The organism is Maritimimonas rapanae (assembly GCF_057837205.1).
Genome location: NZ_JBYQFI010000001.1, coordinates 356,861 through 381,798, shown reverse-complemented (window position 1 = coordinate 381,798; position 24,938 = coordinate 356,861). Strand labels below are relative to the sequence as shown.

General features: G+C 32.5%; 27 protein-coding genes and 1 tRNA gene. 14 read left to right on the top strand and 14 right to left on the bottom strand.

Features of this window, described 5'->3' with window-relative positions:
- Complete coding sequence (locus AC3IF2_RS01775; protein ID WP_489165293.1) at nt 1–420, bottom strand: HYC_CC_PP family protein; 420 nt, start codon at nt 418–420, stop codon at nt 1–3.
- 83 nt (nt 421–503) lie between these two features.
- Here AC3IF2_RS01775 and AC3IF2_RS01770 point away from each other — a divergent pair, with 83 nt between their 5' ends.
- Nucleotides 504–770, top strand: coding sequence for an EF-hand domain-containing protein (locus AC3IF2_RS01770; protein ID WP_489165292.1), 267 nt, complete (start codon nt 504–506; stop codon nt 768–770).
- Here AC3IF2_RS01770 and AC3IF2_RS01765 read toward each other — a convergent pair.
- The 4 genes from AC3IF2_RS01765 to xrtF are packed head-to-tail and all read right to left on the bottom strand — an operon-like array spanning nt 767 to nt 3,806.
- On the bottom strand, nt 767–1,480 hold the full coding sequence (locus tag AC3IF2_RS01765) for a heavy-metal-associated domain-containing protein (RefSeq protein ID WP_489165291.1): 714 nt from the start codon (nt 1,478–1,480) through the stop codon (nt 767–769). The genes AC3IF2_RS01770 and AC3IF2_RS01765 overlap by 4 nt on opposite strands.
- A 4-nt stretch (nt 1,481–1,484) precedes the next feature.
- The gene (locus tag AC3IF2_RS01760; RefSeq protein WP_489165290.1) at nt 1,485–2,771 is read right to left on the bottom strand and encodes an NAD(P)/FAD-dependent oxidoreductase; all 1,287 of its coding nucleotides are present in this window, start codon (nt 2,769–2,771) and stop codon (nt 1,485–1,487) included.
- Between the two features lie 47 nt (nt 2,772–2,818).
- Complete coding sequence (locus AC3IF2_RS01755; RefSeq protein WP_489165289.1) at nt 2,819–3,265, bottom strand: exosortase F system-associated membrane protein; 447 nt, start codon at nt 3,263–3,265, stop codon at nt 2,819–2,821.
- Nucleotides 3,249–3,806, bottom strand: a complete 558-nt coding sequence (gene xrtF / locus AC3IF2_RS01750) for an exosortase family protein XrtF (RefSeq protein WP_489165288.1) — start codon at nt 3,804–3,806, stop codon at nt 3,249–3,251. The genes AC3IF2_RS01755 and xrtF overlap by 17 nt, the downstream gene beginning before the upstream one ends.
- A gap of 58 nt (nt 3,807–3,864) precedes the next feature.
- Between xrtF and AC3IF2_RS01745 the strand changes: the two genes are divergently transcribed.
- The 8 genes from AC3IF2_RS01745 (at nt 3,865) to rodA (ending at nt 12,055) form a co-directional block, all read left to right on the top strand.
- Nucleotides 3,865–4,332 carry a GAF domain-containing protein gene (locus AC3IF2_RS01745; RefSeq protein WP_489165287.1) on the top strand — a complete coding sequence of 156 codons (468 nt, stop codon included), beginning with the start codon at nt 3,865–3,867 and terminating at the stop codon, nt 4,330–4,332.
- A 9-nt stretch (nt 4,333–4,341) separates the two neighbouring features.
- A complete protein-coding gene (locus tag AC3IF2_RS01740; protein WP_489165286.1) occupies nt 4,342–4,782 on the top strand; it encodes a DinB family protein in 441 nt (146 codons plus the stop codon).
- Nucleotides 4,783–4,873: 91 nt separating this feature from the next.
- Entirely contained in the window at nt 4,874–6,406 is a 1,533-nt protein-coding gene (gene purH / locus AC3IF2_RS01735; RefSeq protein ID WP_489165285.1) for a bifunctional phosphoribosylaminoimidazolecarboxamide formyltransferase/IMP cyclohydrolase, read from the top strand.
- A gap of 67 nt (nt 6,407–6,473) precedes the next feature.
- The gene (locus tag AC3IF2_RS01730) at nt 6,474–7,505 is read left to right on the top strand and encodes a rod shape-determining protein (RefSeq protein WP_489165284.1); all 1,032 of its coding nucleotides are present in this window, start codon (nt 6,474–6,476) and stop codon (nt 7,503–7,505) included.
- Nucleotides 7,506–7,517: 12 nt separating this feature from the next.
- Nucleotides 7,518–8,345 (top strand): rod shape-determining protein MreC, encoded by an 828-nt coding sequence (gene mreC / locus AC3IF2_RS01725; RefSeq protein WP_489165283.1) that lies wholly within the window; start codon nt 7,518–7,520, stop codon nt 8,343–8,345.
- Nucleotides 8,338–8,844: a rod shape-determining protein MreD gene (gene mreD / locus AC3IF2_RS01720; RefSeq protein WP_489165282.1), complete on the top strand. Its 507-nt coding sequence runs from the start codon at nt 8,338–8,340 to the stop codon at nt 8,842–8,844. The genes mreC and mreD overlap by 8 nt, the downstream gene beginning before the upstream one ends.
- A complete protein-coding gene (gene mrdA, locus AC3IF2_RS01715; RefSeq protein ID WP_489165281.1) occupies nt 8,845–10,797 on the top strand; it encodes a penicillin-binding protein 2 in 1,953 nt (650 codons plus the stop codon).
- The gene (gene rodA, locus AC3IF2_RS01710) at nt 10,778–12,055 is read left to right on the top strand and encodes a rod shape-determining protein RodA (protein ID WP_489165280.1); all 1,278 of its coding nucleotides are present in this window, start codon (nt 10,778–10,780) and stop codon (nt 12,053–12,055) included. Before mrdA ends, rodA begins: the two co-directional genes overlap by 20 nt.
- Before the next feature lie 5 nt (nt 12,056–12,060).
- Here rodA and AC3IF2_RS01705 read toward each other — a convergent pair whose 3' ends face one another.
- The 4 genes from AC3IF2_RS01705 to proS form a co-directional block, all read right to left on the bottom strand.
- Complete coding sequence (locus tag AC3IF2_RS01705) at nt 12,061–12,339, bottom strand: hypothetical protein (protein WP_489165279.1); 279 nt, start codon at nt 12,337–12,339, stop codon at nt 12,061–12,063.
- Nucleotides 12,340–12,476: 137 nt separating this feature from the next.
- Nucleotides 12,477–12,728 carry a 30S ribosomal protein S20 gene (rpsT, locus tag AC3IF2_RS01700; protein WP_489165278.1) on the bottom strand — a complete coding sequence of 84 codons (252 nt, stop codon included), beginning with the start codon at nt 12,726–12,728 and terminating at the stop codon, nt 12,477–12,479.
- A gap of 23 nt (nt 12,729–12,751) precedes the next feature.
- Nucleotides 12,752–12,823, bottom strand: a tRNA-Glu gene (locus AC3IF2_RS01695).
- A 78-nt stretch (nt 12,824–12,901) separates the two neighbouring features.
- Nucleotides 12,902–14,377, bottom strand: coding sequence for a proline--tRNA ligase (proS, locus tag AC3IF2_RS01690; protein ID WP_489165277.1), 1,476 nt, complete (start codon nt 14,375–14,377; stop codon nt 12,902–12,904).
- 101 nt (nt 14,378–14,478) lie between these two features.
- Between proS and AC3IF2_RS01685 the strand changes: the two genes are divergently transcribed.
- The 3 genes from AC3IF2_RS01685 (at nt 14,479) to AC3IF2_RS01675 (ending at nt 18,082) form a co-directional block, all read left to right on the top strand.
- Entirely contained in the window at nt 14,479–15,633 is a 1,155-nt protein-coding gene (locus tag AC3IF2_RS01685) for a hypothetical protein (protein WP_489165276.1), read from the top strand.
- Between the two features lie 22 nt (nt 15,634–15,655).
- Entirely contained in the window at nt 15,656–17,050 is a 1,395-nt protein-coding gene (locus AC3IF2_RS01680) for an OmpP1/FadL family transporter (protein ID WP_489165275.1), read from the top strand.
- A gap of 102 nt (nt 17,051–17,152) precedes the next feature.
- A complete protein-coding gene (locus tag AC3IF2_RS01675; protein ID WP_489165274.1) occupies nt 17,153–18,082 on the top strand; it encodes an isoaspartyl peptidase/L-asparaginase family protein in 930 nt (309 codons plus the stop codon).
- Here the strand turns inward: AC3IF2_RS01675 and AC3IF2_RS01670 are convergent.
- Nucleotides 18,079–18,945: a cyanophycinase gene (locus AC3IF2_RS01670; protein WP_489165273.1), complete on the bottom strand. Its 867-nt coding sequence runs from the start codon at nt 18,943–18,945 to the stop codon at nt 18,079–18,081. The two genes, AC3IF2_RS01675 and AC3IF2_RS01670, sit on opposite strands and share 4 nt — an antisense overlap.
- 116 nt (nt 18,946–19,061) lie before the next feature.
- Here AC3IF2_RS01670 and cphA point away from each other — a divergent pair, with 116 nt between their 5' ends.
- A complete protein-coding gene (gene cphA, locus AC3IF2_RS01665; protein WP_489165272.1) occupies nt 19,062–21,722 on the top strand; it encodes a cyanophycin synthetase in 2,661 nt (886 codons plus the stop codon).
- Between the two features lie 80 nt (nt 21,723–21,802).
- Here cphA and AC3IF2_RS01660 read toward each other — a convergent pair whose 3' ends face one another.
- The gene (locus AC3IF2_RS01660; RefSeq protein WP_480196744.1) at nt 21,803–21,946 is read right to left on the bottom strand and encodes a DUF5679 domain-containing protein; all 144 of its coding nucleotides are present in this window, start codon (nt 21,944–21,946) and stop codon (nt 21,803–21,805) included.
- Nucleotides 21,947–22,105: 159 nt separating this feature from the next.
- Between AC3IF2_RS01660 and AC3IF2_RS01655 the strand changes: the two genes are divergently transcribed.
- Nucleotides 22,106–22,864, top strand: a complete 759-nt coding sequence (locus AC3IF2_RS01655; RefSeq protein ID WP_489165271.1) for a HEAT repeat domain-containing protein — start codon at nt 22,106–22,108, stop codon at nt 22,862–22,864.
- A 1-nt stretch (nt 22,865) separates the two neighbouring features.
- Here AC3IF2_RS01655 and crcB read toward each other — a convergent pair whose 3' ends face one another.
- From crcB to AC3IF2_RS01640, 3 genes are read right to left on the bottom strand one after another with little or no spacing between them, the layout of a single operon-like run.
- The gene (gene crcB / locus AC3IF2_RS01650) at nt 22,866–23,231 is read right to left on the bottom strand and encodes a fluoride efflux transporter CrcB (protein WP_489165270.1); all 366 of its coding nucleotides are present in this window, start codon (nt 23,229–23,231) and stop codon (nt 22,866–22,868) included.
- A gap of 6 nt (nt 23,232–23,237) precedes the next feature.
- Entirely contained in the window at nt 23,238–24,353 is a 1,116-nt protein-coding gene (locus AC3IF2_RS01645; protein ID WP_489165269.1) for a BT_3928 family protein, read from the bottom strand.
- Nucleotides 24,337–24,882 (bottom strand): DUF1599 domain-containing protein, encoded by a 546-nt coding sequence (locus AC3IF2_RS01640; protein WP_489165268.1) that lies wholly within the window; start codon nt 24,880–24,882, stop codon nt 24,337–24,339. Before AC3IF2_RS01640 ends, AC3IF2_RS01645 begins: the two co-directional genes overlap by 17 nt.
- Between the last annotated feature and the right edge of the window lie 56 nt (nt 24,883–24,938).

Below are 24,938 nucleotides of genomic sequence, written 5' to 3'. Positions count from 1 at the left end.
TCAAATTAAATAAGTTTCATAAAGAACCTGTATATCTTTAATGAGTAATGGAGGTGAGTGGTTTTGAAAAGGAATTATATTTTCAGGTAATCCCTCAAAAAGATAAATATAACTTGCTACAAAAGCTGCAACAAATTGAATTTTATCTATTGAAAATTCTTTAGCTATTTTTAATTCAGCATTAGTACCTTCAATAACCTCTAATACATCTTTACAACATGGAACTTTGGTGAATGAGGTTTTAGATTCTTGTTCTGAATCTTTAGACATTGGCATTTCACAACCATCTACATTACCCAGTAATGAGTAATCTTCTAATTGCCCCATGCAATAATGTTTTTCAACTGTAAAAGATAAAGTCGAAAACAACAACAATACCGCTAAAAAAATAGATACTATGTTGCTAAAATTTTGTTTCACGATGCAAAAATATGAAATTCAACTAGTTATTTTATAAACGAAAAGTTAAAATAATATTGTAATTTTAAATAAAACTAAAAATCATGAGTAGAAAAAAAGAAATTGTTAGTAAAATTAGAATTGTATTAACCAACCATTTTGAAACGCCAGAAAAAGCTTTCAGTTTTTTTGATAAAAACAGTGACGGTGCACTATCTAAAAAAGAAATTGTTAAGCTCTTAAAAGAAGCTGAAGTAAGTGGATTTTTAAGAGGTATTGTAGCTTCTAAGTTAGTAAGTGGTTACGATTTCTCTAATGATAACAAAGTTGATTGGAAAGAGTTTAGAAAAGCACTTAAAGAAATGGGTTAACCCATGGCCAGCATTAAAATTGCCATTACCAACATTACCGTATTTTCTATAAATGTGGCTTTGGTCATTGGTAATTTTAGTGCTGTACCTAAACAAGCACATTGAATACTCTTTTTATCTAATAAAACTTTGGTAACGCCAACAGTGGTAATTCCTAAAATTATTATTGTAGTTATTAAAGCTAATGGAATTTGTGTTCTTGTTAAAAACAGTAACCCTAGCACCAGTTCTAAAAATGGATATACCCATCCATAAACAGGTATTCGTTTCGCGAGTGGATCATACATTTTAAATGACTCTGGAAACCCTTTTAAGTCTAAAAATTTAAAGAAGCTGAATACTATATAGAATAACCCCATAAAATCGAGCATAAAGCCAGAAGTAGTTCCTTTTAAGTTTAACAATATTGAAGCCACTGTTATATAAGCGAAAATTAAAAACAACGGAAATAATTGCTGTAAATCACTTTTCGATTCTATTTCTTTTGAAATTTGATGAGTAACCTCTTGTTTTTCAGAGATTGTATATTTAGATGGCAAATTGTTCTGAAGTTCTAAAGTTGAAATATGTTTAGACATTTTAATCTCCGCTTCCGATCTTTCTAAATTCACCTTTACCTCTTCTACTCCACCTACTAAACTTAACTTTTCTTCTACCGAAGCCTTACAACCATCGCAAGTCATCCCTTCAATAATATATGTGTGTATCATAAATTTATACTTTTTTAGGCTTATATCTTCTAATTATCAATCGATTTCCTTTGTCGTATGAAAAATAGCTCCCCATCCAATTCAAACCTACTCTTAGCTTGTTTTTAAACCCACTAATTGACATTAAATGTACTGTTGACCAAATAAACCAGGCGAAAAATCCACGAAAGTGCAATTTACCTAGGTCAGCCACCGCTCTTTTTTTACCAATAGTAGCAAGTGAGCCTTTATCAAAATATTTGAATGGTTTCCAATTGCCTTTACTTAATAAATTTTTTGCTAAATGTTCACCTTGTTGAATGGCTGTTGGTGCCACCATAGGATGACCATGAGGATAAGCCTCAGTTTTCATAAAAGCTACATCGCCTATGGCGAATATGTCTTCTTTTTCTTTTATTCTATTATGCAAATCAACTTCTATTCTATTTCCTCTTACTATGATATCTGGATTAATGCCTTTAGGAAACTGACCTCGTACACCCGCTGTCCAAATTAGAGAAGTTGACAAAAGGTTTGTTCCATTTGATAATTCAACTTTATTACCATCATATGATTTCACAGCGGTATTTAAATGCACATGCACATCCAATCTTTCTAAATCTTTTAATGTGTCTCTAGATGATTTTTCCGTCATAGCGGACAACACTTTTGATCCCGCTTCGACAACATGAACTTCAATTGGAAAATTGACTAATTCAGGATAATCTTTGTCGTAAATATATTTTTTAAACTCAGCAATTGCGCCAGCCATTTCAACCCCAGCTGGTCCGGCACCTACAATAACGATGGTTGTGTTCTTTTTACGAGTTTTTTCATCTGATGCCTGTACCGCTTTTTCTATATTCTGTAAAATATTGCTACGTATATCTAAAGATTCTCGAATCGATTTTAAACCAATACTGTTCGCCTCTACATCTTGCATCCCGTAAAAATTGTTAGTGCTTCCTGTAGCCAATACAAGATAATCAAAGTTGATATCACCAATATCAGTTTCAACAATTTTTCTTTCAGAGTCGATATTTAGCACATCAGCCATTCTGAATACAAAATTTTTGTATCCTCTAAAAATTTTCCGAACTGGAAAAACAATAGAATCAGGTTCCAATCCACTAGTGGCGACTTGATAAAATAAAGGTTGAAACTGATGAAAATTATTCTTATCTAATAGAACAATTTGAAAAGGTTTATTTTTAAGGGCTTTTGCTAAATAGATGCCGCCAAAACCTGCACCTATAATAACTATTCTTGGATGCTTACTTTTTGGAATATAAACATCTTTTTGTTTATTCATACGTTCTTTATTTAACCGTATAATTAGTCGAAATTGCGACTATAAATTTACGATTTTAAAGACGATCTTACTAGTTTTTTTTGATAATAAAATGCCGGTAAAAGTATGAGTACAAAAACTGGGTGAACTAAAAATCTACGCACATAAAATGCGAATAAATGCCCATTGATCATACCCATCTTTAAGAGGATGTAATATGCAATACTTAAAATAAAAAAAGCCGCGATATAGAATTTTATCGAAAACTTAACTAATCCTCTTTTCTGAAATACCAAGTATATTATAGTTAAAGAGATTATAGTATTTAACGAATATCTTAAAAAGAGGTTAAAGAAAAGCTTTATTGTATCATATTTTGGAATTGGTAAATGCATATAATCATTTACGAAATAGTGAATAAATGGGTCATAAAATAATTTAGAACCAAATGCCCTAACTAGAATTAGAGAAATGAATAAAAGTACAATTAGTAATATTCTAATTTCTTTTTTCACTTTTAGGTTTTTTTAAATACGAGAATCTATTTACCCAAATCACCCACAATAAAAATACAGTTCCATAAATAATTGCAGGAAATAATAAACTATGTAAAAAATACTGATGTTCTGGGTACTTATACAACAAAAGACTAAGCACCATTATCCTTAAAATATTTACCGAATAAATAACTAAGCATCCTAAGGTGCCATAAATTATAGTTGCTTTTAAACTTCCAGAAAAAGCAATAATAAAAGATAAAAATAGTATTATTAAACTTATTGAATTGCAACCTTCAATTACACGTATAGCATATACATTACCTACAAAAAACTTCATAGACAATTCACTTTCATGTTGATACACAGTTGTATTATAGCCAAAAAAGTTTGCTAGCTTCTGTGTATGATAAGCAACTGTTTGAGTAATCGGCGAACAAGAAAAAACATCACCCTTTTGTTGGGTTTGTTTTAAATATATAGAATAAATACCTAGTAATAAAAAATAGGTAATAAAAAATTTTAGCAAAAAATTAATGATGACTTTCTTCTTCTTCAACTGAAAGTATTTTAAATTTGTTCGTCCAAAAATACAATTCCAAATTTAAGTATTACACATGCTACTGAGTCAACTAAAAGAAGAAATTATTAACATAATAGATAACACAGCAACTACTGAAGAAAAACTTCAATCAATTTGTGATTATTTAAAACAAGAAATCTATTACTATGATTGGGTAGGATTCTATTTTAGAAACGGAGCTAAAGAAGAGCTAAAATTAGCTCAATTTGCAGGTGAACCAACAGAACACATTATTATACCTTTCGGAAAAGGAATTTGCGGACAAGTAGCCGTAAGTAATAAAAATTTTGTTGTTCAGGATGTATCTGAACAAGACAACTATATTTCTTGTGGATGGAAAGTAAAAAGTGAAATTGTGATTCCAATTTTTGTTGATGGAGAAAATATTGGCCAAATAGATATAGATTCACATACTAAAAACCCATTTACAGAAGAGGACACCGAATTATTAGAATTTGTCTGTAAAAAAGTTGCTGAATTAAATTTAGTAGCTTTAACATAAATTATCACAATGAATACATCACTTGTTACTCTTTTTAATAGAGATTTAGATAGATTAAAAACAGAAATAACATTATATAAAACTGACGCTGACTTTTGGAAAGTAGAAAAAGAAATTAAAAATTCTGCTGGAAATCTTGCTATTCACCTTGTCGGAAACCTGAATCACTTCATTGGTGCCGTTTTGGGTGAAACTGGTTATATAAGAGATCGTGATGGTGAATTCAATAATAAAAATATTGCTCGAAAAATAATTTTAAACGATATTGATAAAGTAAAAGAGATTATAAAAAATGTAATTTCAAGTTTAACACCTAGTGATTTTCAAGAGATCTATCCAATAAATATTCGTAAAGAAGGAATGTCTGTTGAGCAATTTTTAATCCATTTATACGGTCATCTAAACTATCATTTAGGGCAAATAAATTACCACCGTCGACTTATCGATTAATGTTGATAATTTGTTCATTAATTAAGGTTTGCAATTGATTGCGAAAGCTTTTCTGTTTTAGTAGCTTTGCGCGGAAACCTCAACACAACAAATGAATACAACAAAAAAAGCAAAATCAGCTTTAATTTCAGTTTTTCATAAAGACGGATTAGCACCCATAGCACAAAAACTAAATGAATTAGGAGTTACCATTTATTCTACTGGTGGTACAGAAAAATTTATAAATGAATTAGGTATACAAGTAGAGCGTGTAGAAGATCTTACTTCATACCCTTCTATTCTTGGCGGAAGAGTAAAAACATTGCACCCAAAAGTATTTGGCGGTATATTATCGAGACGTGAAAATGATGGAGATGTTGCTCAAATTGAAGAGTATGAAATTCCAGAAATGGATATTGTAATAGTCGATTTATATCCTTTTGAAAAAACTGTTGCTTCTGGTGCGTCTGAACAAGATATCATTGAAAAGGTTGATATTGGTGGTATTTCATTAATTAGAGCTGCCGCTAAGAATTTTAAGGATGTGATCTGTGTTTCTTCAATGGAACAGTATGATGAATTCTTAGAAATAATAACCTCACAGAATGGAGAAACTACACTAGACCAACGGAAGCATTTTGCAGCAAAATCATTTAATGTTTCCTCGCACTACGATACTTCAATCTTTAATTATTTTAATGCCGATCATAGCATCGCTTCATTAAAAATTAGCGAAACACATGGGAAAGTATTACGCTACGGCGAAAATCCACATCAAAAAGGATTTTTCTTTGGTAATTTTGATGAAATGTTCACCAAATTACATGGAAAAGAACTGAGTTACAACAACTTATTAGATGTTGATGCTGCTGTTAATTTGATGAATGAATTTAAAGGAGAAGCTCCAACATTTGCTATTTTAAAACATAATAATGCTTGTGGTTTAGCTCAGCGTTCAACTGTTTTAGAGGCTTATAAAGATGCGCTAGCTGGTGACCCTATTTCTGCTTTTGGTGGTATTTTAATTTCAAACTATTCGATTGATAAAGCTACTGCTGAAGAGATTCATAAATTATTTTGCGAAGTAGTAATTGCACCTTCTTTTGATGAAGATACTTTAGAAATATTAAAAGGGAAGAAAAATCGAATTATTTTAACCCTTAAAGATATAGAATTACCCAAAACTACCGTTAGATCATGTATAAATGGTGTCTTAGTTCAAGATAAAGATAATAAAACAGATACTCTAGAAGATTTAAAAACAGCTACCAAATTATCTCCATCCGGCAAAGAAATTGAGGACCTTATTTTTGCTTCAAAAATTTGTAAACACACTAAATCTAATACTATTGTTTTAGCAAAAAATAAGCAGCTTTGTGCTAGTGGCACAGGGCAAACATCTCGTATAGATGCTCTTAATCAAGCTATTGTTAAGGCCAATACTTTTAACTTTAATTTAAAAGGTGCTGTAATGGCTAGTGATGCTTTTTTTCCATTCCCAGATTGTGTAGAGATTGCTAACAAAGCTGGTATTAATACGGTGATACAACCAGGTGGTTCAATTAAAGATCAATTATCGATTGATTATTGTGATGAAAACAATATGTCAATGGTATTTACCGGAACTCGTCATTTTAAACACTAAATATTAAGTTTATTTTATTAAATTTGGCAATTCGCAAAAATTACTCTAACCCAAATTAAATAACTCTATGGGATTTTTCGACTTCATGACAGAAGACGTTGCGATTGACCTCGGCACGGCGAATACACTTATCATACATAATGGTAAAGTTGTAATCGACAGCCCGTCAATTGTTGCCCGTGACCGCTCTACAGGAAAAATTATTGCTATTGGTAAAAAAGCCAATCTTATGCAAGGTAAAACGCATGAGAACATAAAGACAATTCGTCCTTTAAAAGATGGTGTAATAGCAGATTTTGAAGCGTCTGAGCAAATGATAAGAGAATTTATCAAACAAATTCCCTCCATCAAAAAACGCTTCTTTTTTTCGCCTTCATTACGAATGGTTATTTGTATTCCTTCTGGAATTACAGAAGTTGAAAAACGTGCTGTTCGTGATTCAGCTGAACACATGAATGCAAAGGAAATCTATTTGATACATGAGCCAATGGCAGCATCTATTGGTATCGGTATTGATATTATGCAACCTAAAGGAAACATGATTATAGACATAGGCGGTGGAACAACCGAAATAGCTGTAATTGCCTTAGGAGGAATTGTGTGTGATAAGTCTATAAAAGTAGCCGGTGATGTATTTACAAACGATATTGCATACTACATGCGCACACAACATAACTTATATGTAGGTGAAACAACCGCAGAAAAAATAAAGATAGATGCCGGTGCAGCAACTGAAGATATTGAAGAGCCGCCAGAAGATATTTTAGTACAAGGTAGAGATTTACTTAGTGGTAAACCAAAACAGATTAAAATATCGTATAGAGAAATTGCAAAAGCTTTAGATAAATCTATTCTTAGAATCGAGGATGCAGTAATGGAAACTTTATCTCAAACACCTCCAGAATTAGCTGCTGATATTTACAACACTGGTATTTATTTAGCAGGTGGTGGGTCTATGCTTAGAGGTTTAGATAAACGTTTGTCTCGTAAAACAGATTTACCTGTTTATGTTGCCGAAGATCCGTTAAGAGCCGTTGTACGTGGAACTGGTATTGCACTTAAAGACTTAGAAAAATACAAAAATGTATTGATGAAATAGTGATTATCAACTATGCAACAAATTGTAAACTTTATAATAAAGTACAAGTATTTTTTATTCTTTTTGTTGTTAGAAATTATTGCAATTTCACTTACCATTCAAAATCATTCATACCATAAAAGTAAATTTGTAAGTTCTGCCAATTTTATTACTGGCGGTTTTTATAAAAGGGTTAATTCATTTAGAGAATTTACAAACCTAAAGACTTACAATCAGCAATTACTTGATGAAAATACTCGTCTAAAAAATATTATTGCCCAGCAACAGATTGATACAACTGAGAATTTAGCAGCTGTAAATGATAGCACAAAATATTTTCAACGCTATCTTTACACTCCTGCCAAAGTAATTGATAATCAATTTCACAAAAAGTATAATTACTTAACAATTAATAAAGGAGCTAAAGATGGAATTCTTTTCGATCAGGCAGTAATTAATAGTAAAGGTATAGTTGGCATTACACAAACTGTGTCTGAAAATTTTGCAACTGTGCAGTCAATTTTAAATGAAAATTCCAAAATAAACGTGCGCCTTATTAATAGTTTACACTTTGGAACCCTACAATGGGATGCAAAGGACTATAATATTCTTCAATTGGCTGACCTACCCATTCAAGCAAATATTCAAAAAGGTGATACTGTTATTACTGGTGGAAAATCTATTATTTTTCCAGAAGGTATTCCTGTTGGTATTATCGAAGATTTTAGAGTTGAGAATAACGATTATAGTTTTGTGAATGTGCGGTTATTTAATGATATGAGTGCTATCGGACCCGTAAATGTTGTTGTTAGTTTATATAAGGAAGAAGTAAATCAATTACAAGAACAAACAAATGAATAACAATATTGCGCAAAATATTATACTATTTGTTGTGTTACTGCTTCTACAAGTGTTAATCTTAAACAAAGTTTTATTTCTTGGGTACATTAATCCTTTTCTATACGTTTTATTTGCTATAATTTATCCTTTTAAAAAAGATAGAGGCATCTTTCTTTTCCTTTGTTTCTTACTGGGTTTGTTAATTGATTTCTTTCAAAACTCAGGAGGTATCAATGCCGCGGCTTTACTTTTTATAGGATATATACGGCTACCACTATTAAAGTCTGTATTAAGAAAATCTGAAATTGATTTCCCTGTTTTTAATATTACCAAACAACCCTTCTTAAAAATCCTATCATTCGTCTCCATTCTTATTTTTATGCATAGTTTTATTGTCTTTGGTTTAGAATATTTTAAATTAAGTTTAATCGGAGTTATTCTTAAAAGGACAATTTTTACTAGCATTTTTACGATTATATTAACAATATTATGTATTAACTTGCTATCAAGAAAAAAATAAATGGAACGCAAATATTTAGCATATTTTTCGATAATTGCTATAAGCATTATATTTATATTTCGTCTATTCTATCTACAGATTTTAGATGATAGCTATCGAGTATCTCCGTTAAATAATGCTGCTGTTAAAATTCAATATGATTATCCGCAAAGAGGTTATATCTATGATAGAAATGGAATGCTTTTAGTTGCTAATCAACCTACTTACGACATCATGGTTATACCAAGAGATGTTAAAAGTATTGATACTACTGAATTTTGTAATCTTTTACAGATTAGTAAAGAAGATTATATTAAAAAAATTAAAAGAGCTACTACCTATTCACCCCGGATACCCTCACCTTTTTTGGAGCAAGTTTCAAAAGAAAACTATGCCTACTTACAAGAAAAGATGCATCATTTTAAAGGATTTTATATTCAAAAGAGATCATTGAGAGAATATCCTATAAAAAGTGCTCCAAATGTATTAGGATATATTGGTGAGGCTAATGAATCTTTTCTTAAAAAGAATGCTTATTATCAATTAGGTGAATATCGAGGTGTCAATGGAATTGAAAAACAGTACGAAGAATTATTAAGAGGTGTAAAAGGTGTAAAATTTATTCAACGAGATCGATTTAACAAAGATATTGGAGCTTATAAAGAAGGCATATATGATACACTTGCTGTAGTTGGTAAAGACCTTACATTATCTCTCGATATAAAATTACAGCAATACGGAGAACGATTAATGAGTAATAAAAGAGGTGGTATTGTAGCTATTGAACCTTCCTCTGGTGAGATATTATCATTAATATCTACACCAACCTATGACCCTAGTAGAATGGTTGGAAGAAAGCGCTCTAAGAACTCCGTTGAGTTGTTTGGAGACACCATTAATAGACCAATGTTTGATAGAAGTTTATTAGCTCAATACCCACCAGGTTCTCCTTTTAAGGCAATCACAGGTTTAATAGGTTTACAAGAAGGTGTAATAGATGTTAATACTCACTTTTATTGCTACAACGGTTATAGATACGGTAGAGGTAAAAGCGCCTTTATGGGATGCCATTGTGGTGTTTATGCTTCTCCTATTCGTTTAAATAAAGGAATTTATAAATCTTGCAACGCTTACTTTGCCAATGTTTACAGAAGAACGATCGAAAAATATGGTAAAGCTCGTGATGGGATGGACACTTGGAATAAACACGTCGAAAGTTTTGGTTTAGGAAATTTTTTAGGATCAGATCTTCCAACAGGAAAAAAAGGAATGGTGCCAGATTCGGAATTATATGATAGTTGGTATCCTGCAAAAAACTGGACATCAACCTACACAATTTCTAACGCAATTGGTCAAGGACAAATACTAACTACCCCAATGCAACTGGCAAATATGACAGCTGCAATAGCTAACCGAGGATTTTACTATACACCACATATTTTAAAAAGAGTAGATAACAAACCAATAGAAATAGAAGAATTTACAAGACCTAAGAGAACCACTATAGATCCTCAGCACTTTGAACCAGTTATAGAAGGCCTATTTAATGTTTTCGAAAAAGGTACTGCTCTGGGATCAAGAGTAAAAGGTATTGAAATTTGTGGCAAAACTGGTACTGCCGAAAATTTTGTAAGCTACAAAGGTATTAGAGAACAGCTTAAAGATCATTCAGTATTTATAGCTTTCGCACCTAAAGACAATCCTAAAATTGCCATTGCTGTGTTTGTAGAAAATGGTTATTGGGGTTCTCGCTGGGCTGGTCCAATAGCTACTTTGATGATTGAACAATATTTGAACGGAGAAACTTCAAGACCATGGTTAGAGAAACGAATGGTTGAAGGAAGTCTTAAGGAAGAATATGATAGAAATGTACTAATTGGTAAACAATTAAGGGCAGAGTATTTAAGACAACAAGAATTAGAAAAGAAAAGGTCTGCACTAAAAGAACTTGAAGTTGAGGAAACGGAAGAATAATATATTCGCTGGTATAGATATTGTTTTAGTATTACTGTTTCTAGTATTGGTCTTTTTTGGATGGATAAATATCTATGCAGCAACAGTTGGTCAAAACGATACATCGATATTTGATTTCTCTACTTTATCCGGTAAGCATTTACAAAAAATGCTTGTTGGGTGTGCAGTTATAATAATAACACTTTCTATAGATTCTAAATTTTATGAGCGCTTCTCTGGCGTTATTTATATACTTACACTAATAGCATTAATTGGTTTATTTATTTTTGGATCAACTATTAATGGTGCAACATCTTGGTACAGTATAGGAGGGTTCACGCTCCAACCTTCTGAATTTGCCAAAATGGGCACTGCACTTGCACTTGCCAATTTTTTATCTGAATCAAACAAAGACCTAAGAAATCTCAATACGCAACTACGTTCATTCTTGATTTTATTAATACCTGCTATATTAATTATTTTACAGCCAGATGCAGGTTCAGCATTAATATTTCTGTCATTAGTTTTTGTATTATATAGAGAAGGATTACCTGCTTATTATATTTGGATTGGACTGGGTGCAATTTTATTATTTGTTATCACATTAGCCTTAGGTTTAAGAACGACATTAATAGTTATTCTAACACTAATTACAGCGTTTTTTATCTACCTTTCTAAATCTAACTATGCAAATTTTAAAAGGCATTGGTTAAAATTTATAGTTGTTTATTTAGCTATAGGATTATTTATTTTTAGTGTAAACTATGTCTTTAATAACGTCTTTGAGCAACGCCATCGAGATAGGTTTGCCATTGTTCTAGGTAAAACATCAGACACTCAAGGTATTGGTTATAATACGAATCAATCTATGATTACTATAGGTTCTGGAGGATTAACAGGAAAAGGATTTTTGGAAGGAGATAGAACTCAAGGGAATTTTGTGCCCGAACAAGAAACAGACTACATTTTTAGTACAGTTGGTGAAGAGTGGGGCTTTTTAGGAACTACTGCAACTATCCTAATTTTTTCAGCTTTTATTTTACGAATAATTCAGTTAGCTGAGCGGCAAAAATCTAAGTTTAGTCGAGTTTTTGGATATTCTGTAGCAACTATATTTTTCTTCCATTTTATGATTAATATCGGTATGGTAATAGGTCTTATACCAACTATTGGAATTCCGTTGCCATTTTTTAGTTATGGAGGTTCTTCTCTTTGGGGTTTTACCTTATTACTGTTTATTTTTATTAGGTTAGATGCCGATAGAACCTATGTATGGTAAATTTATTATCTGAATAGTAGATTTAAAAATGATTTTTTCTTTTGTGTAGATCTAGGGCTACAAGAACGACTTTTTAGTAAATTATAGTCTTGCTTTGTAATTTCAACAAAACCATCCCATAGCTTAGATTCTTTAACAAAAACTCTTACACTAGAAAACGCACCGACACAAAATTGAACATCTTTGGTTGCTAAAAGCATTCTTGGTGAAACCTTGTATATCAACATCGCTTCCTTGCCAAAAAGCACATACGTAATGTCTTTATCTGTATTGTTTTTCATCATTCTACTTTCGAAATAAAACAATCGAAAAGCAAAAAGTCCTAAATTACCATATCTAAACCCTTATAAAAACGTTCAATTCAAAGCAAAAAAAAGCAGCTTAAAAAGCTGCCTAATTACTTAATTAAAAAATTTATTTTTTAAAGAGACGCAACGTGCTTTGTTAATTTAGATTTTAAATTAGCTGCTTTATTTTTATGAATAATATTTTTCTTTGCTAATTTATCAACCATAGCTACTACTAAAGGCAATTGAGCTTCAGCATCTTTCTTTTTATCTATAGCACGTAAATTTTTAATAGCATTACGTGTAGTTTTATGCTGAAACTTGTTTCTTAAACGTTTAGTTTCACTGTTTCTAATTCTCTTTATTGCTGACTTATGATTTGCCATTTATTTTGTTGTTTAAACTTTTGTAGCCCGTAGGGGAATCGAACCCCTGTTACCAGGATGAAAACCTGGCGTCCTAACCCCTAGACGAACGGGCCAATATATCACTTTTACTTTCTTAAGCGAGTGCAAAAATAAAACAAATTTTATTCTCTGCAAGTACTTTTTAAAAAATTTTAATATGCCTTCGCAAAAAGTACTCTCTTGTTCGATTTATTGCCTGAATAAACACAAATCCCATCCTCTTCATTAGCATCTAAAGGAATACAACGTATAGTAGCCTTAGTTAGATTTTTGATCTTATCTTCGGTTTCTGCTGTTCCATCCCAATGAGCAGAAACAAAACCTCCTTTAGTTTCAATTACTTCTTTAAACTCATCAAAAGTATTTACTTCAGTAATATGCGCATCTCTATATTCAAATGCTTTATTATATAAGCTTTGCTGAATTTCTTTTAAAAGTTCTTCTATTCTATTTGTAATACCTTCTTGAGGAACGATCTCCTTAGATAATGTATCTCTTCGAGCAAGTTCAACAGTTCCATTTTCTAAATCGCGTGGTCCCATAGCTATTCTTAATGGAACACCTTTTAATTCATACTCAGCAAATTTCCAACCTGGCTTGTATGTATCTCTATTATCAAACTTTACAGATATACCTTTAGCTCTAAGATTATCCATTATTTCTTTTGCTTTCACTGTAATGATTTCCAACTGCTCTTCACCCTTATATATAGGTACAATCACAACTTGAATTGGTGCTAGGTTAGGTGGCAATACTAATCCATTATCATCAGAATGTGTCATGATTAGAGCTCCCATCAATCTTGTAGACACTCCCCAAGAAGTAGCCCAAACATATTCTTGTTTTCCTTCTTTAGAAGCAAACTTAACATCAAAAGCTTTTGCAAAATTTTGTCCTAAAAAATGCGAAGTACCTGCTTGCAAGGCTTTGCCATCTTGCATTAATGCTTCAATGGTATACGTTTCTAGTGCACCAGCAAATCGTTCACTTTCGGTTTTTGTTCCTTTAATAACTGGCATAGCCATAAAATTCTCTGCAAAATCAGCATATACTCTTTGCATTTGTTCAGCTTCGACTATCGCTTCATCTTTTGTGGCATGAGCGGTATGACCTTCCTGCCAAAGAAATTCTGCAGTACGTAAAAATAATCGTGTGCGCATTTCCCAACGCACCACATTTGCCCATTGATTCACTAAAATCGGTAAATCTCTGTACGACTGCACCCATTTCCTATAGGTATCCCAAATAATGGTTTCTGAAGTAGGGCGTACAATTAATTCTTCTTCAAGTTTTGCATTTTCGTCTACAACAATACCACTACCATCTTCAGCATTTTTTAATCTATAATGAGTAACAACAGCACATTCTTTAGCAAAACCATCTACATGACTTGCTTCTTTACTAAAGTAAGATTTAGGGATAAAGAGCGGAAAATATGCGTTCTCGTGGCCAGTTTCCTTAAACATTCTATCTAATTCTGCCTGCATTTTCTCCCAAATAGCATAACCATAGGGTTTTATAACCATACATCCTCTTACACCAGAGTTCTCGGCAAGGTCTGCTTTTACTACTAATTCGTTATACCATTTAGAATAATCTTCGCTTCTTTTCGTTAAATTCTTACCCATAATGTCTGTTTGGCACAAATATTGTGTTAAATATTTCACAAATTATCTAGCTGCAAAGCTAATTATAATTTGTAATTTACAATAAGAAAAAGCCATTGGATATGAAAATTAATAATTACACTTCTAGATCACTATTCCTTACCTTAATTGGTCTATTAATACTAAGCTCTACTACTTCTTGTATTGTCTACAGAGATGCTACATCTGCTAACGAAGATGATGGTATTTATGAGTCTGACGACAAAAAAGTTGTTGTTGTAGAAAACCAGAGATCTAATAAATATCAAGACTATTTTAAAAGAGAAGCAGAAAAATATGCAGACATTACGGATGATGATATTTTTACTGATGTTGATGAATATGGATATGAAGATAATTTAGATGATGATGGTGATGGTAATGGCGCATGGGAATATACCGATAATGTAGTTGTAAACCTAAATGTAGGTAATAATTGGGGATGGAATAGATGGGGTTGGGGAAGCCCTTGGCTATATGGCGGTTATGGTATAGGTGGTATTTATTGTCCTCCTTATTATGGATATGGCGGATTGTATGACCCTTGGTATGGTGGTTTTTATGGCTATGGATACGGTTTCAGAGGATGGAATAATCCTTACAGAGGCTGGGGTTATCCGTACTACGGATATGGAAGAGGCTTCTACGGTAATAGATATAACAATTACAACTATGGTAGACGCTATGCGTATAATTCTGCAAGAACAGGTAATAGAAGCACTTTAAGTAGAAGGTATAGCTCATCAAGATATAATAGAGGTACAACCTCAAGAAATTCTGTTAATAGAAGATCTACTACTAACAGACGTACGTATGACGCTCGTAGAAGTTCTGGGGCAAGAAATAATTCTGGTGTAAGACGTTCTTCTACCCCAATTAGAAGAAATAGTTCGATTAGACGATCTACAAGCCCAAGTCGCTCTAGCGGAGTGAGACGTAGTAGTTCTACAAGAAGAAATTATTCTTCTGTAAATAGAATAAGTCCACAAAGAAGAACAGCGTCAGTTGTTAGATCACCACAAAGGTCTAACCGAACAAGAAGTTATTCTAATAGTACACAAAGAAGAAGTTATATTAAACCTAGAAGTAATTCAACATATAGACGAAGTTCAAGTTCTTCTAGTAATAGAAGTTATAATAGATCCTCTTCTTCAAGATCATCTGTAAGAAGTAGTGCACCATCTAGAAGTAGCTCTTCAAGATCAACAAGCCGTTCCTCAAGTTCAAGAAGACGTTAATAGAAAACATTTAATTTTAGTTATGAAAAAATTACTTTTCCTTTTAGGAGGATTGTTATCCTCTTGGGTAATTAATGCTCAAATTATGAGTCAAAGCGATGTTGCTTTACTCCTTTCAATCGAAGAAAATAACGGAACAGCTCGTTACAGCGCTATGAGTGGAGCTTTTGGAGCTCTTGGCGGAGATTTATCTGCAGGCGATGTAAATCCTGCAGGTTTATCAATCTTTAAAAACTCACAAGCTACTGCAACTTTTGGGTTGAGAAATACTGATATTGGAGCTTCTTTTGAAGGCAACTCGAATATTTTTGATGATAGTTATTTTAATTTTACACAAGCTGGTGGCGTATTAGTTTTTGATGGAAATAGTGGTTCTAACTGGACTAAATTTGCCTTAGGTGTAAACTATACTTTAGCAAAAGATTTTGAAAATTTTTATGATGTTGAAGGCAACAGCAGTATTGCTAACATAGACGTTGTAGAATTTGGTGAACCAATTGTGAATTTTAGAGATGATCCATATTTAAATTTTGACGGTGATAATACTAACAATGTTTTCTACAATAATGTAGATTACCAATTTTTTAGAAACATCACGAATGGTCAAAATGAAAAATTCACATTTACTTTAGCAGCAGAATATAATGAAAAATTACATTTAGGATTCTCAATTATTACACATAGTGTAAATTCTTATCAACAAACTTTGTTTGAGCATGGTGGTAACGATGGTAATGGCAATAATTTTGATGCTTCTTTCTTACAGGAATTAAGAACGTTTGGTGAAGGCATTGGCGCTTCTTTCGGTGTTCTATTAAAGCCGACAAAAATTACACGATTTGGCTTCACTTATCAAACTCCAACATGGTATAATTTAACAGATGAATTTGTAGATGATCTAGAAATTTCTGTGAGTAATGATCCTGAATTGTTTGTACTTAGAAATGATCTAAGTGCAGCAGATTATAAATTATCAACCCCAAGTAGATTGACTGGAAGTTTTGCTTACCTTTTCGGAAAAGAAGGCTTAATTAGTTTTGATTACACTTATAAAGACTATCAAAATATTAAACTAAGGCCTACAGCGGATTTTAGTCCAGAAAACGAAGAATTATCTCAAGTCTTAAAAGGAGCTTCACAATTTAAAGTTGGAGCTGAGTGGCGGATAGAGAATGTAAGTTTAAGAGGTGGTTATTTTTATGAAGAAAGCCCATTTAATGACGCTATAGATTCAGATAACATTGAAGGGTTCTCTGCTGGTATCGGTTTTAAATTTGGAAATACTAAGTTAGACCTTGCTTATCAACATACAGAAAATACAGGGGTTTATAATTTTGCAAATGCAGATAATTTCCCTGGCGCAGAATTAGATTTTAATAACGATAAATTTACTGCTACCTTAGTTATAGGGTTATAAAATTTAGAATTTCAATATATACATTTTAGCCTGAGATTTATCTCGGGCTTTTTTATGCTATAAGCTATTAATTCATTAATTTTCACATTCAAATTTTAATTAATGAATATGTTTTCAATTGCAATTCATGGTGGCGCAGGAACCTTAGTAAAAGGGATGATGACCAAAGAATTAGAATCTCAATATAAAACAGCCCTACAGATGGCTTTAGATACCGGATATGAAATTTTAACTCGAGGTGGCAATGCTGTTGAAGTTGTTGAAAAAGCTGTAATAGCTTTAGAAGATTCTCATTTATTCAACGCTGGTAAGGGTAGTGTTTTTACAGCAGATGAAACCCATGAAATGGATGCCTCAATCATGGATGGTAAATCTCTAAATGCGGGCGCAGTTTCTTTGATTACCGGAATTAAAAATCCTGTTTCACTAGCAAGAGATGTTATGGAAAAAAGTGAACATGTGTTTTTAGCTGGCAATGGTGCTATGCAATTCGCAAAACTTAATAATTACGCTATCGAAGAGCCTAACTATTTTTATGATGAATTCCGTCATAGGCAATGGCTAGAAATTAAAGATACTGATAGTTTTCAATTAGATCATTCAGTAAAAAAAGATTCAAAATTTGGTACTGTCGGTGCTGTGGCTTGTGACCAAAATGGAAATATTGCAGCAGCTACTTCAACAGGTGGTATGACAAATAAACGGTTTGGTCGCGTTGGTGATTCACCAATGATCGGTGCGGGTAATTATGCCAATAATAAAACTTGTGCAGTAAGCTGTACAGGTAGTGGTGAATACTTTATACGCGGCGTTGTAGCTTATGATGTTTCATGCTTAATAGAACACAAAGGATTACCCTTAAAAGAAGCTGCAGAAGAAGTTATCAATAAACGAATTCTAGAAATTAAAGGAGATGGCGGCTTAATTGCTGTAGATTCAAAAGGCAATATTGCCATGCCTTTTAATACTGAAGGCATGTATAGAGCCAGTAAGTCTTCTAATGGAAAGGAAGAAATTGCGATTTATCGTTAAATAAATGGTGCTTCTACAGGTAATACTTTTACCTTTTTCTTTCTAAAATTAAATCGGTCACCATTAGCTAAAATATGAACTCTCAAATTTGTTAAAGACATTGGTGTTCCAACTTTTAATATTTTTTGATTGTTATGTTTTACTTTTCTTGGGTCAAACACAATGATCATACCAGAGCCAATCACTTCAACAATATCATTTTTAATAATTAAGCCTGTATCTTCGGCTAGACCAATACCTATTTTTTTTGGAAACTTTGCGACAGCTTCAGAAACTCTACCAAAACGTCCTCGCTGAATAAAATGAGTGTCAATTATTAATTCTGGTATCAATCCTAATCCTTTATTCATATCAACAGCACCCTTTACAAAAGCTTCTGTGGCGCTACCTCCAGCAATCATTTCTTCTGCCATAGCCATTGCTCCTGCGCTAGTTCCAGCGATAACAAAACCTTTTTCATTCTTATAGCGTTCTCTCAAAATTGTATGAATAGTTGTTCCGCCAATTTTATTTGAAATTTTGGATTGATCTCCCCCTGAGAACATGATACAATTTGCAGTTTTTATAAGATCAATAGATTCAGATTTTTCAGAATCTTCTTTACTTCTTATATCTAATACGGTTACATTTTTACATCCTAACTTGTTAAAAGCGGTAATATAATTTTTACCGACTTCAACAGGAATACTTGAAGCGGTAGGTATCACAACAATAGTAGCATCTATTCCGCCTGCTTCTTTTACTACATGAAACAATATTCCTTCACTAATATAATCCTGCGTATATTGTTCATTCTCTTCTATTCCTTTATCTTCATTTCCTCCAATAGGAATCAAGGTCCCTTTAGCTTCTTTTTTACTCATTTTAGCAGTTTTCTTCAACTCGATCAAATAATAGGCAAAAATAGCCTTATAATTTTATACTAAAAAATGTTATATTTATATTCTGCTTTAAATTCTAACCCACAAAATGCCTTAATATGGAAATAAGAAGTATAAATGCCATGAGAGGACCAAATTATTGGTCTGTTCGTCGCCATAAATTAATAGTTATGGTGCTCGATTTAAAAGAAATGGAAGAATTCCCTTCAAATAAAGTAAATGGATTTTCTGATCGATTAAAAGCTATGTTTCCTAGCATGTATGAGCATCGTTGTTCTGTTGGTGAGCCTGGCGGATTCTTTCAACGAGTAGATGAAGGCACATGGATGGGGCATATTATAGAACACATAGCCTTAGAAATTCAAACCCTAGCTGGTATGGATACTGGTTTTGGCAGAACTAGAGGATATGGTGAAGACGGTGTATACAATGTAGTATTTTCTTATATGGAAGAAAAGGTAGGCCGTTATGCTGCTAAAGCTTCTGTTAGGATTTGTGAAGCATTAATTGCTGGTGAAGAATATGATTTAACCGATGATATTCAAACCATGCGAGAAATTCGTGAAGAAGAACGTCTTGGGCCTAGTACAGGTTCAATTGTTGAAGAAGCGGAAGCTAGAGGAATCCCTTGGATTCGTCTAAATAAATATTCGTTATGTCAGTTAGGTTATGGTGCTAATCAAAAACGAATTCAAGCGACAGTAACTAGTGAAACTAGTAATATTGGTGTTGAACTAGCTTGTGATAAAGAAGATACCAAATTCTTGTTAGAACAAGCAGAAGTTGAAGTTCCAAAAGGAGATATTATTCGAAGAGAAAGGAGCTTAGAAGAGGCCTGTAATTATGTTGGATATCCTCTTGTAATAAAACCAATTGATGGAAATCATGGCCGTGGAATTACAGTAGATATTCAAAATTACGATGACGCTTTAGTTGCATTTAGACATGCAAAAGAAAGCTCGAGAAGCGGAGCAATTATTGTTGAAAAATATATCGCTGGAGAAGATTATAGATTATTAGTTATTAATAATAAACTGGTAGCTGCTGCTATACGTACACCAGCTCATGTGATTGGAGATGGCAAATCAACTATTCAAGAATTGGTTGATGAGGTAAATAAAGATCCTCGCAGAGGGTATGGCCACGAAAAAGTATTAACTCAAATCACCATAAATGATCTTACCAAAACTATAATTTCATCTCAAGGATATAACTTAGATACTGTTATAAAAAAAGGCGAGAAACTTATCTTAAAAGATACTGCTAATTTAAGTACTGGAGGAACTGCAGAAGATGTTACAGATATTGTTCATCCTGCAAATGTATTTATGGCCGAACGTATTTCTAAAATTATCGATTTAGATATTTGCGGTATAGATGTTATGACAACTGATATCAGTAAACCATTGTCTGAAACTGGAGGTGCCGTTTTAGAAGTTAATGCTGGCCCAGGGTTTAGAATGCACTTAGCTCCTACTACTGGTTTACCTAGAAATGTTGCAGCTCATGTAGTCGACAAATTATTCCCCCCTGGGTCAACTTCAAGAATTCCTATTGTTGCCATTTCTGGAACCAACGGTAAAACAACTACCACAAGGCTAATTGCTCACATGGCAAAAATGAAAGGCTATAAAGTAGGCTATACAACTAGTGATGGAGTTTATATTCAAAACCGACTGTTAATGACAGGAGACTGTACTGGCCCTACAAGTGCAGAATTCGTATTGAGAGATCCAACAGTAAATTTTGCTGTTCTTGAAAGTGCAAGAGGCGGATTATTACGAGCTGGTTTAGGGTTTAAACATTGTGATATCGGTATCGTTACTAATGTAGCCGCAGATCATCTAGGACTAAAAGGAATACATACTATAGAGCAATTAGCAAAAGTTAAAGGAGTTATTCCTGAAACTGTTTTACCAGATGGAACTGCTATTCTAAACGCCGATGATGATTTGGTTTATGCTATGCGTAAAAATGTTGAATGTAATGTTGCTCTATTTTCGTTAGATGAAGAAAACCCTCGTATTAAAGCCATGCAAAAACGTGGTGGGCTTTCTGCTATTTATGAAAACGGATACATTACTATTTGTCGTGGCGAGTGGAAAATGCGTGTTGTTAAAGCAGTAAATGTCCCTTTAACTTACGGAGGTAAAGCAACCTTTATGATTCAAAACGTACTTCCTGCAGTATTAATGGGTTATATTAAAGGTTTTACCCTAGAAGATATGAAAATGTCTCTTGAGACATTTATTCCTTCAGCATCGCAAACTCCAGGTAGATTAAATTTATTTAAATTTCAAAACTTCCAGATTTTAGTAGATTACGCACATAATCCTGCTGGCATGAGGGCTTTAAAGCAATTTGTTGATAATCTCGATGCTACGGTTAAGGTTGGTATTATAGCTGGTATTGGCGATAGACGTATTGAAGATAATAATGAAATGGGCAGTATTGCAGCTGAAATGTTTGATGAAGTAATCATCCGTCAAGACAAACGTCTACGTGGTAAAACTGAGCAAGAATTGATTAAAATGCTAGATGATGGTATTAAAATGCACGACCCTAATAAAAAGACAACCATAATACCTTCTGAACGAGAAGCCATATTGCATGCAGTTAAAAATGCTAAAAAAGGTTCGTTGATTATATTATGTAGTGATGTAATACCAGATGCGCTAGACTTAGTAAAAGAATTAAAAGAAAAAGAAGCGAACAAGTTATATGAATTTTCACCTGAACAAATCCCCAATTTGAGCTAATAAAAAAGCCATCATTAATTTAAAATGATGGCTTTTAATTTCTATTTGATAAAACAAATAGAATATGCTATTTAGTATAACTAAGCTTTACCTAATATTCTAAACATACCAGTTCCACAAGTTGGGCATTTACCCTTCATTGCTTTTCTACCATTCTTCATGGTAACTTCGTTGGCATCCTTAATGTCTCTCTTAGCTTTACACTTTACGCAATATCCTTCCATAATTTTATAAATATTGATTTTGATTAAACTCCGTTTCCTACAAATATAGGTTTTATGCTACGTGTTCGCAAATAATAGTTATTAACAGAAAAACTACGTTGCGCAAGTACAAGTTAGTATTGTTTTTGTAGCTAATTTTAAATTTTTACCTTTAAATCAATGAAATTTTATGATTTATCGAAACAAGAACGAATCAAGTTAGTTGAAAAAATTAATGTATTGATTATCAGCGATATAAAAAATAATGAATCAACAAATATTATTAATTATTTTTCTGATGAAGACACTTATATAAGAAAAACAGCCTATCAAGCTATAGCTAAGCTCTACTTTAGCAAGCGAAAATTAAGAGGTTTAATATTAGCACAATTGCAGAAATTGTTAAAATCTCAAGATGAGCTAATTAGGCAAACTACGATCAATTCGGCAGGTGAAATAGGTAAATTTCACTTTAATGAAGTGCAAAAATTCTTTGATATTGGCCTATTTGATGACCATCATAAAGTTAGAAATGCTGTTATTGGTTCTATAAAAAAGATTGGAGAGAAAAACCCTATACCTTCTTTGAAATGGGCAAAACAATACTTACATCATCCAGATAAAGAAATACGTAGAGAAATATGCCATGGTATTGAATTAAGGGGTAGAAAATATCCCCAAGATATTTTACCAATGCTTAAAGAATTACAGTTTGATGAAACCACCAGAGTAAAAAATACTTTAATTCATGTTTTAGGACAAATCTCTTACAAAAAAGGGTGTTTAGAAACAGTGGTTGTACATTTAAAAACTTGGAAAAATAAAGAGCTAGTTCAAAAAGCTTTAGATGAAATTGTAGATGTACACAACCGATATAAAAGCTTTGCAATTCTTACGCAACAAGAAGTTATCAATTATATTGATGCTAATTATCCTTAGACTATTTTACCAAAAACATTCCTAAAAACACAGCTGCAAAACCTAAAACGAAACTTCCTACAGCATACAAAAAGAAATTAAAGAAATCTCCAGATTTTAAAAACACATGATTCTCGTAAGCAAAGGTTGAAAAAGTGGTAAAACCTCCACAAAAACCAGTAGCCAATAATAAAGTTTGACTTTGAGTTAGGGTATCATTTTTAGCTGCAAAACCTAATATAATTCCAATAAGTAAGCTTCCTAAAACATTTGCTAAAAAAGTGCCATATGGTATTCCTGTAGCTTCACTATTAAAATATTTTGCTAATAAAAATCTTGCTATACTACCAAAACCTCCACCAATAAATACTAATAGCAAATGCTTCATAAGCTATTACAGTTTTACTTTATTGGCATCATTTGCATTCCATTTTCCTGTAATGGTACCTTTATTAATAGTTACGATTCCTGGGTTGGCACGAATCACAGTTTTAATAGCGGTTTCGTCACAGAATAATTGATCAAAATCAAAATCATATTCTTTCTTGATCTGCTCAAAATCTTCTTTAGTAGATGCTGTAAAACCGTATACGTCGTAACCTTGTTGCATAGCTTCTGTGGTAATCTCTTTTACTTTTCTTAATCCTTGAGCATCAGACTTAGCAACATTATACATAACCACTAGCATTAATTTCTCCTTCTGCATTAATTGTTCGGTTAAGTCTTCTCCATCCTTTTCCATAGTAAAATCATGAATTGGTGGTTCGTAACCTTTTTCAATTAGTGTCGTTTTTCTATCCACGAAAGTGGAACCTTCAATTTCCCAAGGTTTTTCTTCGGTAGAAAATTCTTTGTCTTCACCATTAACATTATAAATCCAAATATCTTTATAAACATCTTTTTTAGCTCCATCAGGAATAATCTTTCCGTCAGGTATATTCTTCCCAACAGCGTAAGCCCTAAAATCAATAATAGGTAAATGTGTAAGAACATAATAAGTAATAAATAAAAAGATAAACAGACTACCGAAAGTTATACCTTTTGTAATTGGCTTACTAAAAAAAGGTTTTATAAAATTGATTTTAAAGACCAATAAAACAATTAATAGTATTAACAGAATATTTTTATAAAATGTTTCCCAAGGTGTTAAGGTAATTGCATCACCAAAACAACCACAATCTGTTACCTTATTGTAGTATGCCGAATACCATGTTAGAAATAAGAAAATAAGTGTTAGTGCGAATAAACTCCAAACTGTAAATTTTGGTTTAAATCCAACCAATAACATAACACCTAACACAATTTCGGCTATAATAAGTACTATCGAAAACGGTAAAGCATAAGGAATTAAAAATTCAAGGTTTAAGACATCAGCTCCGAAGTATTCCTCAAATTTATATTGTGACCCCAGCGGATCAACCAACTTTACAAAGCCAGAAAATATAAATGTTATTGCAACAAAAATTCGGGCTATAAATACTAAAATCTTCATATTAATCTTCGTTTTCATTCATTAAAATCAAAGCAAAAACAGCATAATTGATCATATCTTGGTAATTAGCATCGATACCTTCTGAAACTATAGTCTTACCCTTATTATCTTCAATTTGTTTTACGCGAAGTAACTTTTGTAAGATTAAATCTGTTAAAGAACTTATGCGCATGTCTCTCCAAGCTTCTCCATAATCATGATTCTTATCTAGCATTAAAGATTTCGTTTGTTCAATATGACTATCATATAATTTGGTAGCTTGTTTCACATTTAAATCTGGCTGTTCTACAATTCCTTTTTCTAATTGAATTAGGGCCATTACAGAATAATTAATAATACCTATAAACTCAGGTATCTCGTCTTCATCTACCTTTCTAGTTGTGTTCTCTTGTAATTGTCTAATTCTCTGAGCTTTTATAAAAATTTGATCTGTTAATGACGGTAATCTTAGTATACGCCAAGCACTACCATAATCTTTCATCTTATTCACAAAAAGTGCTCTACATTTATTAATTACCTCATCATATTGCTCAGTTGTTTTATGCATCTAACTATCTTTAAATTACCGAACGAATTTATAAAAAACAAACCATATATTCTTGT

Coding starts and splice junctions, on each gene's coding strand:
- AC3IF2_RS01760 (WP_489165290.1), bottom strand. CDS start 2,771: ATGAATAAACAAAAAGATGTTTATATTCCAAAAAGTAAGCATCCAAGA.
- AC3IF2_RS01705 (WP_489165279.1), bottom strand. CDS start 12,339: ATGATGAAAAACAATACAGATAAAGACATTACGTATGTGCTTTTTGGC.
- proS (WP_489165277.1), bottom strand. CDS start 14,377: ATGGGTAAGAATTTAACGAAAAGAAGCGAAGATTATTCTAAATGGTAT.
- AC3IF2_RS01640 (WP_489165268.1), bottom strand. CDS start 24,882: ATGCATAAAACAACTGAGCAATATGATGAGGTAATTAATAAATGTAGA.
- AC3IF2_RS01765 (WP_489165291.1), bottom strand. CDS start 1,480: ATGATACACACATATATTATTGAAGGGATGACTTGCGATGGTTGTAAG.
- AC3IF2_RS01645 (WP_489165269.1), bottom strand. CDS start 24,353: ATGAAAACGAAGATTAATATGAAGATTTTAGTATTTATAGCCCGAATT.
- AC3IF2_RS01745 (WP_489165287.1), top strand. CDS start 3,865: ATGCTACTGAGTCAACTAAAAGAAGAAATTATTAACATAATAGATAAC.
- AC3IF2_RS01685 (WP_489165276.1), top strand. CDS start 14,479: ATGAAAATTAATAATTACACTTCTAGATCACTATTCCTTACCTTAATT.
- AC3IF2_RS01770 (WP_489165292.1), top strand. CDS start 504: ATGAGTAGAAAAAAAGAAATTGTTAGTAAAATTAGAATTGTATTAACC.
- mrdA (WP_489165281.1), top strand. CDS start 8,845: ATGGAACGCAAATATTTAGCATATTTTTCGATAATTGCTATAAGCATT.
- AC3IF2_RS01655 (WP_489165271.1), top strand. CDS start 22,106: ATGAAATTTTATGATTTATCGAAACAAGAACGAATCAAGTTAGTTGAA.
- AC3IF2_RS01680 (WP_489165275.1), top strand. CDS start 15,656: ATGAAAAAATTACTTTTCCTTTTAGGAGGATTGTTATCCTCTTGGGTA.
- crcB (WP_489165270.1), bottom strand. CDS start 23,231: ATGAAGCATTTGCTATTAGTATTTATTGGTGGAGGTTTTGGTAGTATA.
- cphA (WP_489165272.1), top strand. CDS start 19,062: ATGGAAATAAGAAGTATAAATGCCATGAGAGGACCAAATTATTGGTCT.
- purH (WP_489165285.1), top strand. CDS start 4,874: ATGAATACAACAAAAAAAGCAAAATCAGCTTTAATTTCAGTTTTTCAT.
- AC3IF2_RS01740 (WP_489165286.1), top strand. CDS start 4,342: ATGAATACATCACTTGTTACTCTTTTTAATAGAGATTTAGATAGATTA.
- AC3IF2_RS01660 (WP_480196744.1), bottom strand. CDS start 21,946: ATGGAAGGATATTGCGTAAAGTGTAAAGCTAAGAGAGACATTAAGGAT.
- AC3IF2_RS01730 (WP_489165284.1), top strand. CDS start 6,474: ATGGGATTTTTCGACTTCATGACAGAAGACGTTGCGATTGACCTCGGC.
- rpsT (WP_489165278.1), bottom strand. CDS start 12,728: ATGGCAAATCATAAGTCAGCAATAAAGAGAATTAGAAACAGTGAAACT.
- mreC (WP_489165283.1), top strand. CDS start 7,518: ATGCAACAAATTGTAAACTTTATAATAAAGTACAAGTATTTTTTATTC.
- AC3IF2_RS01670 (WP_489165273.1), bottom strand. CDS start 18,945: ATGAGTAAAAAAGAAGCTAAAGGGACCTTGATTCCTATTGGAGGAAAT.
- mreD (WP_489165282.1), top strand. CDS start 8,338: ATGAATAACAATATTGCGCAAAATATTATACTATTTGTTGTGTTACTG.
- AC3IF2_RS01675 (WP_489165274.1), top strand. CDS start 17,153: ATGAATATGTTTTCAATTGCAATTCATGGTGGCGCAGGAACCTTAGTA.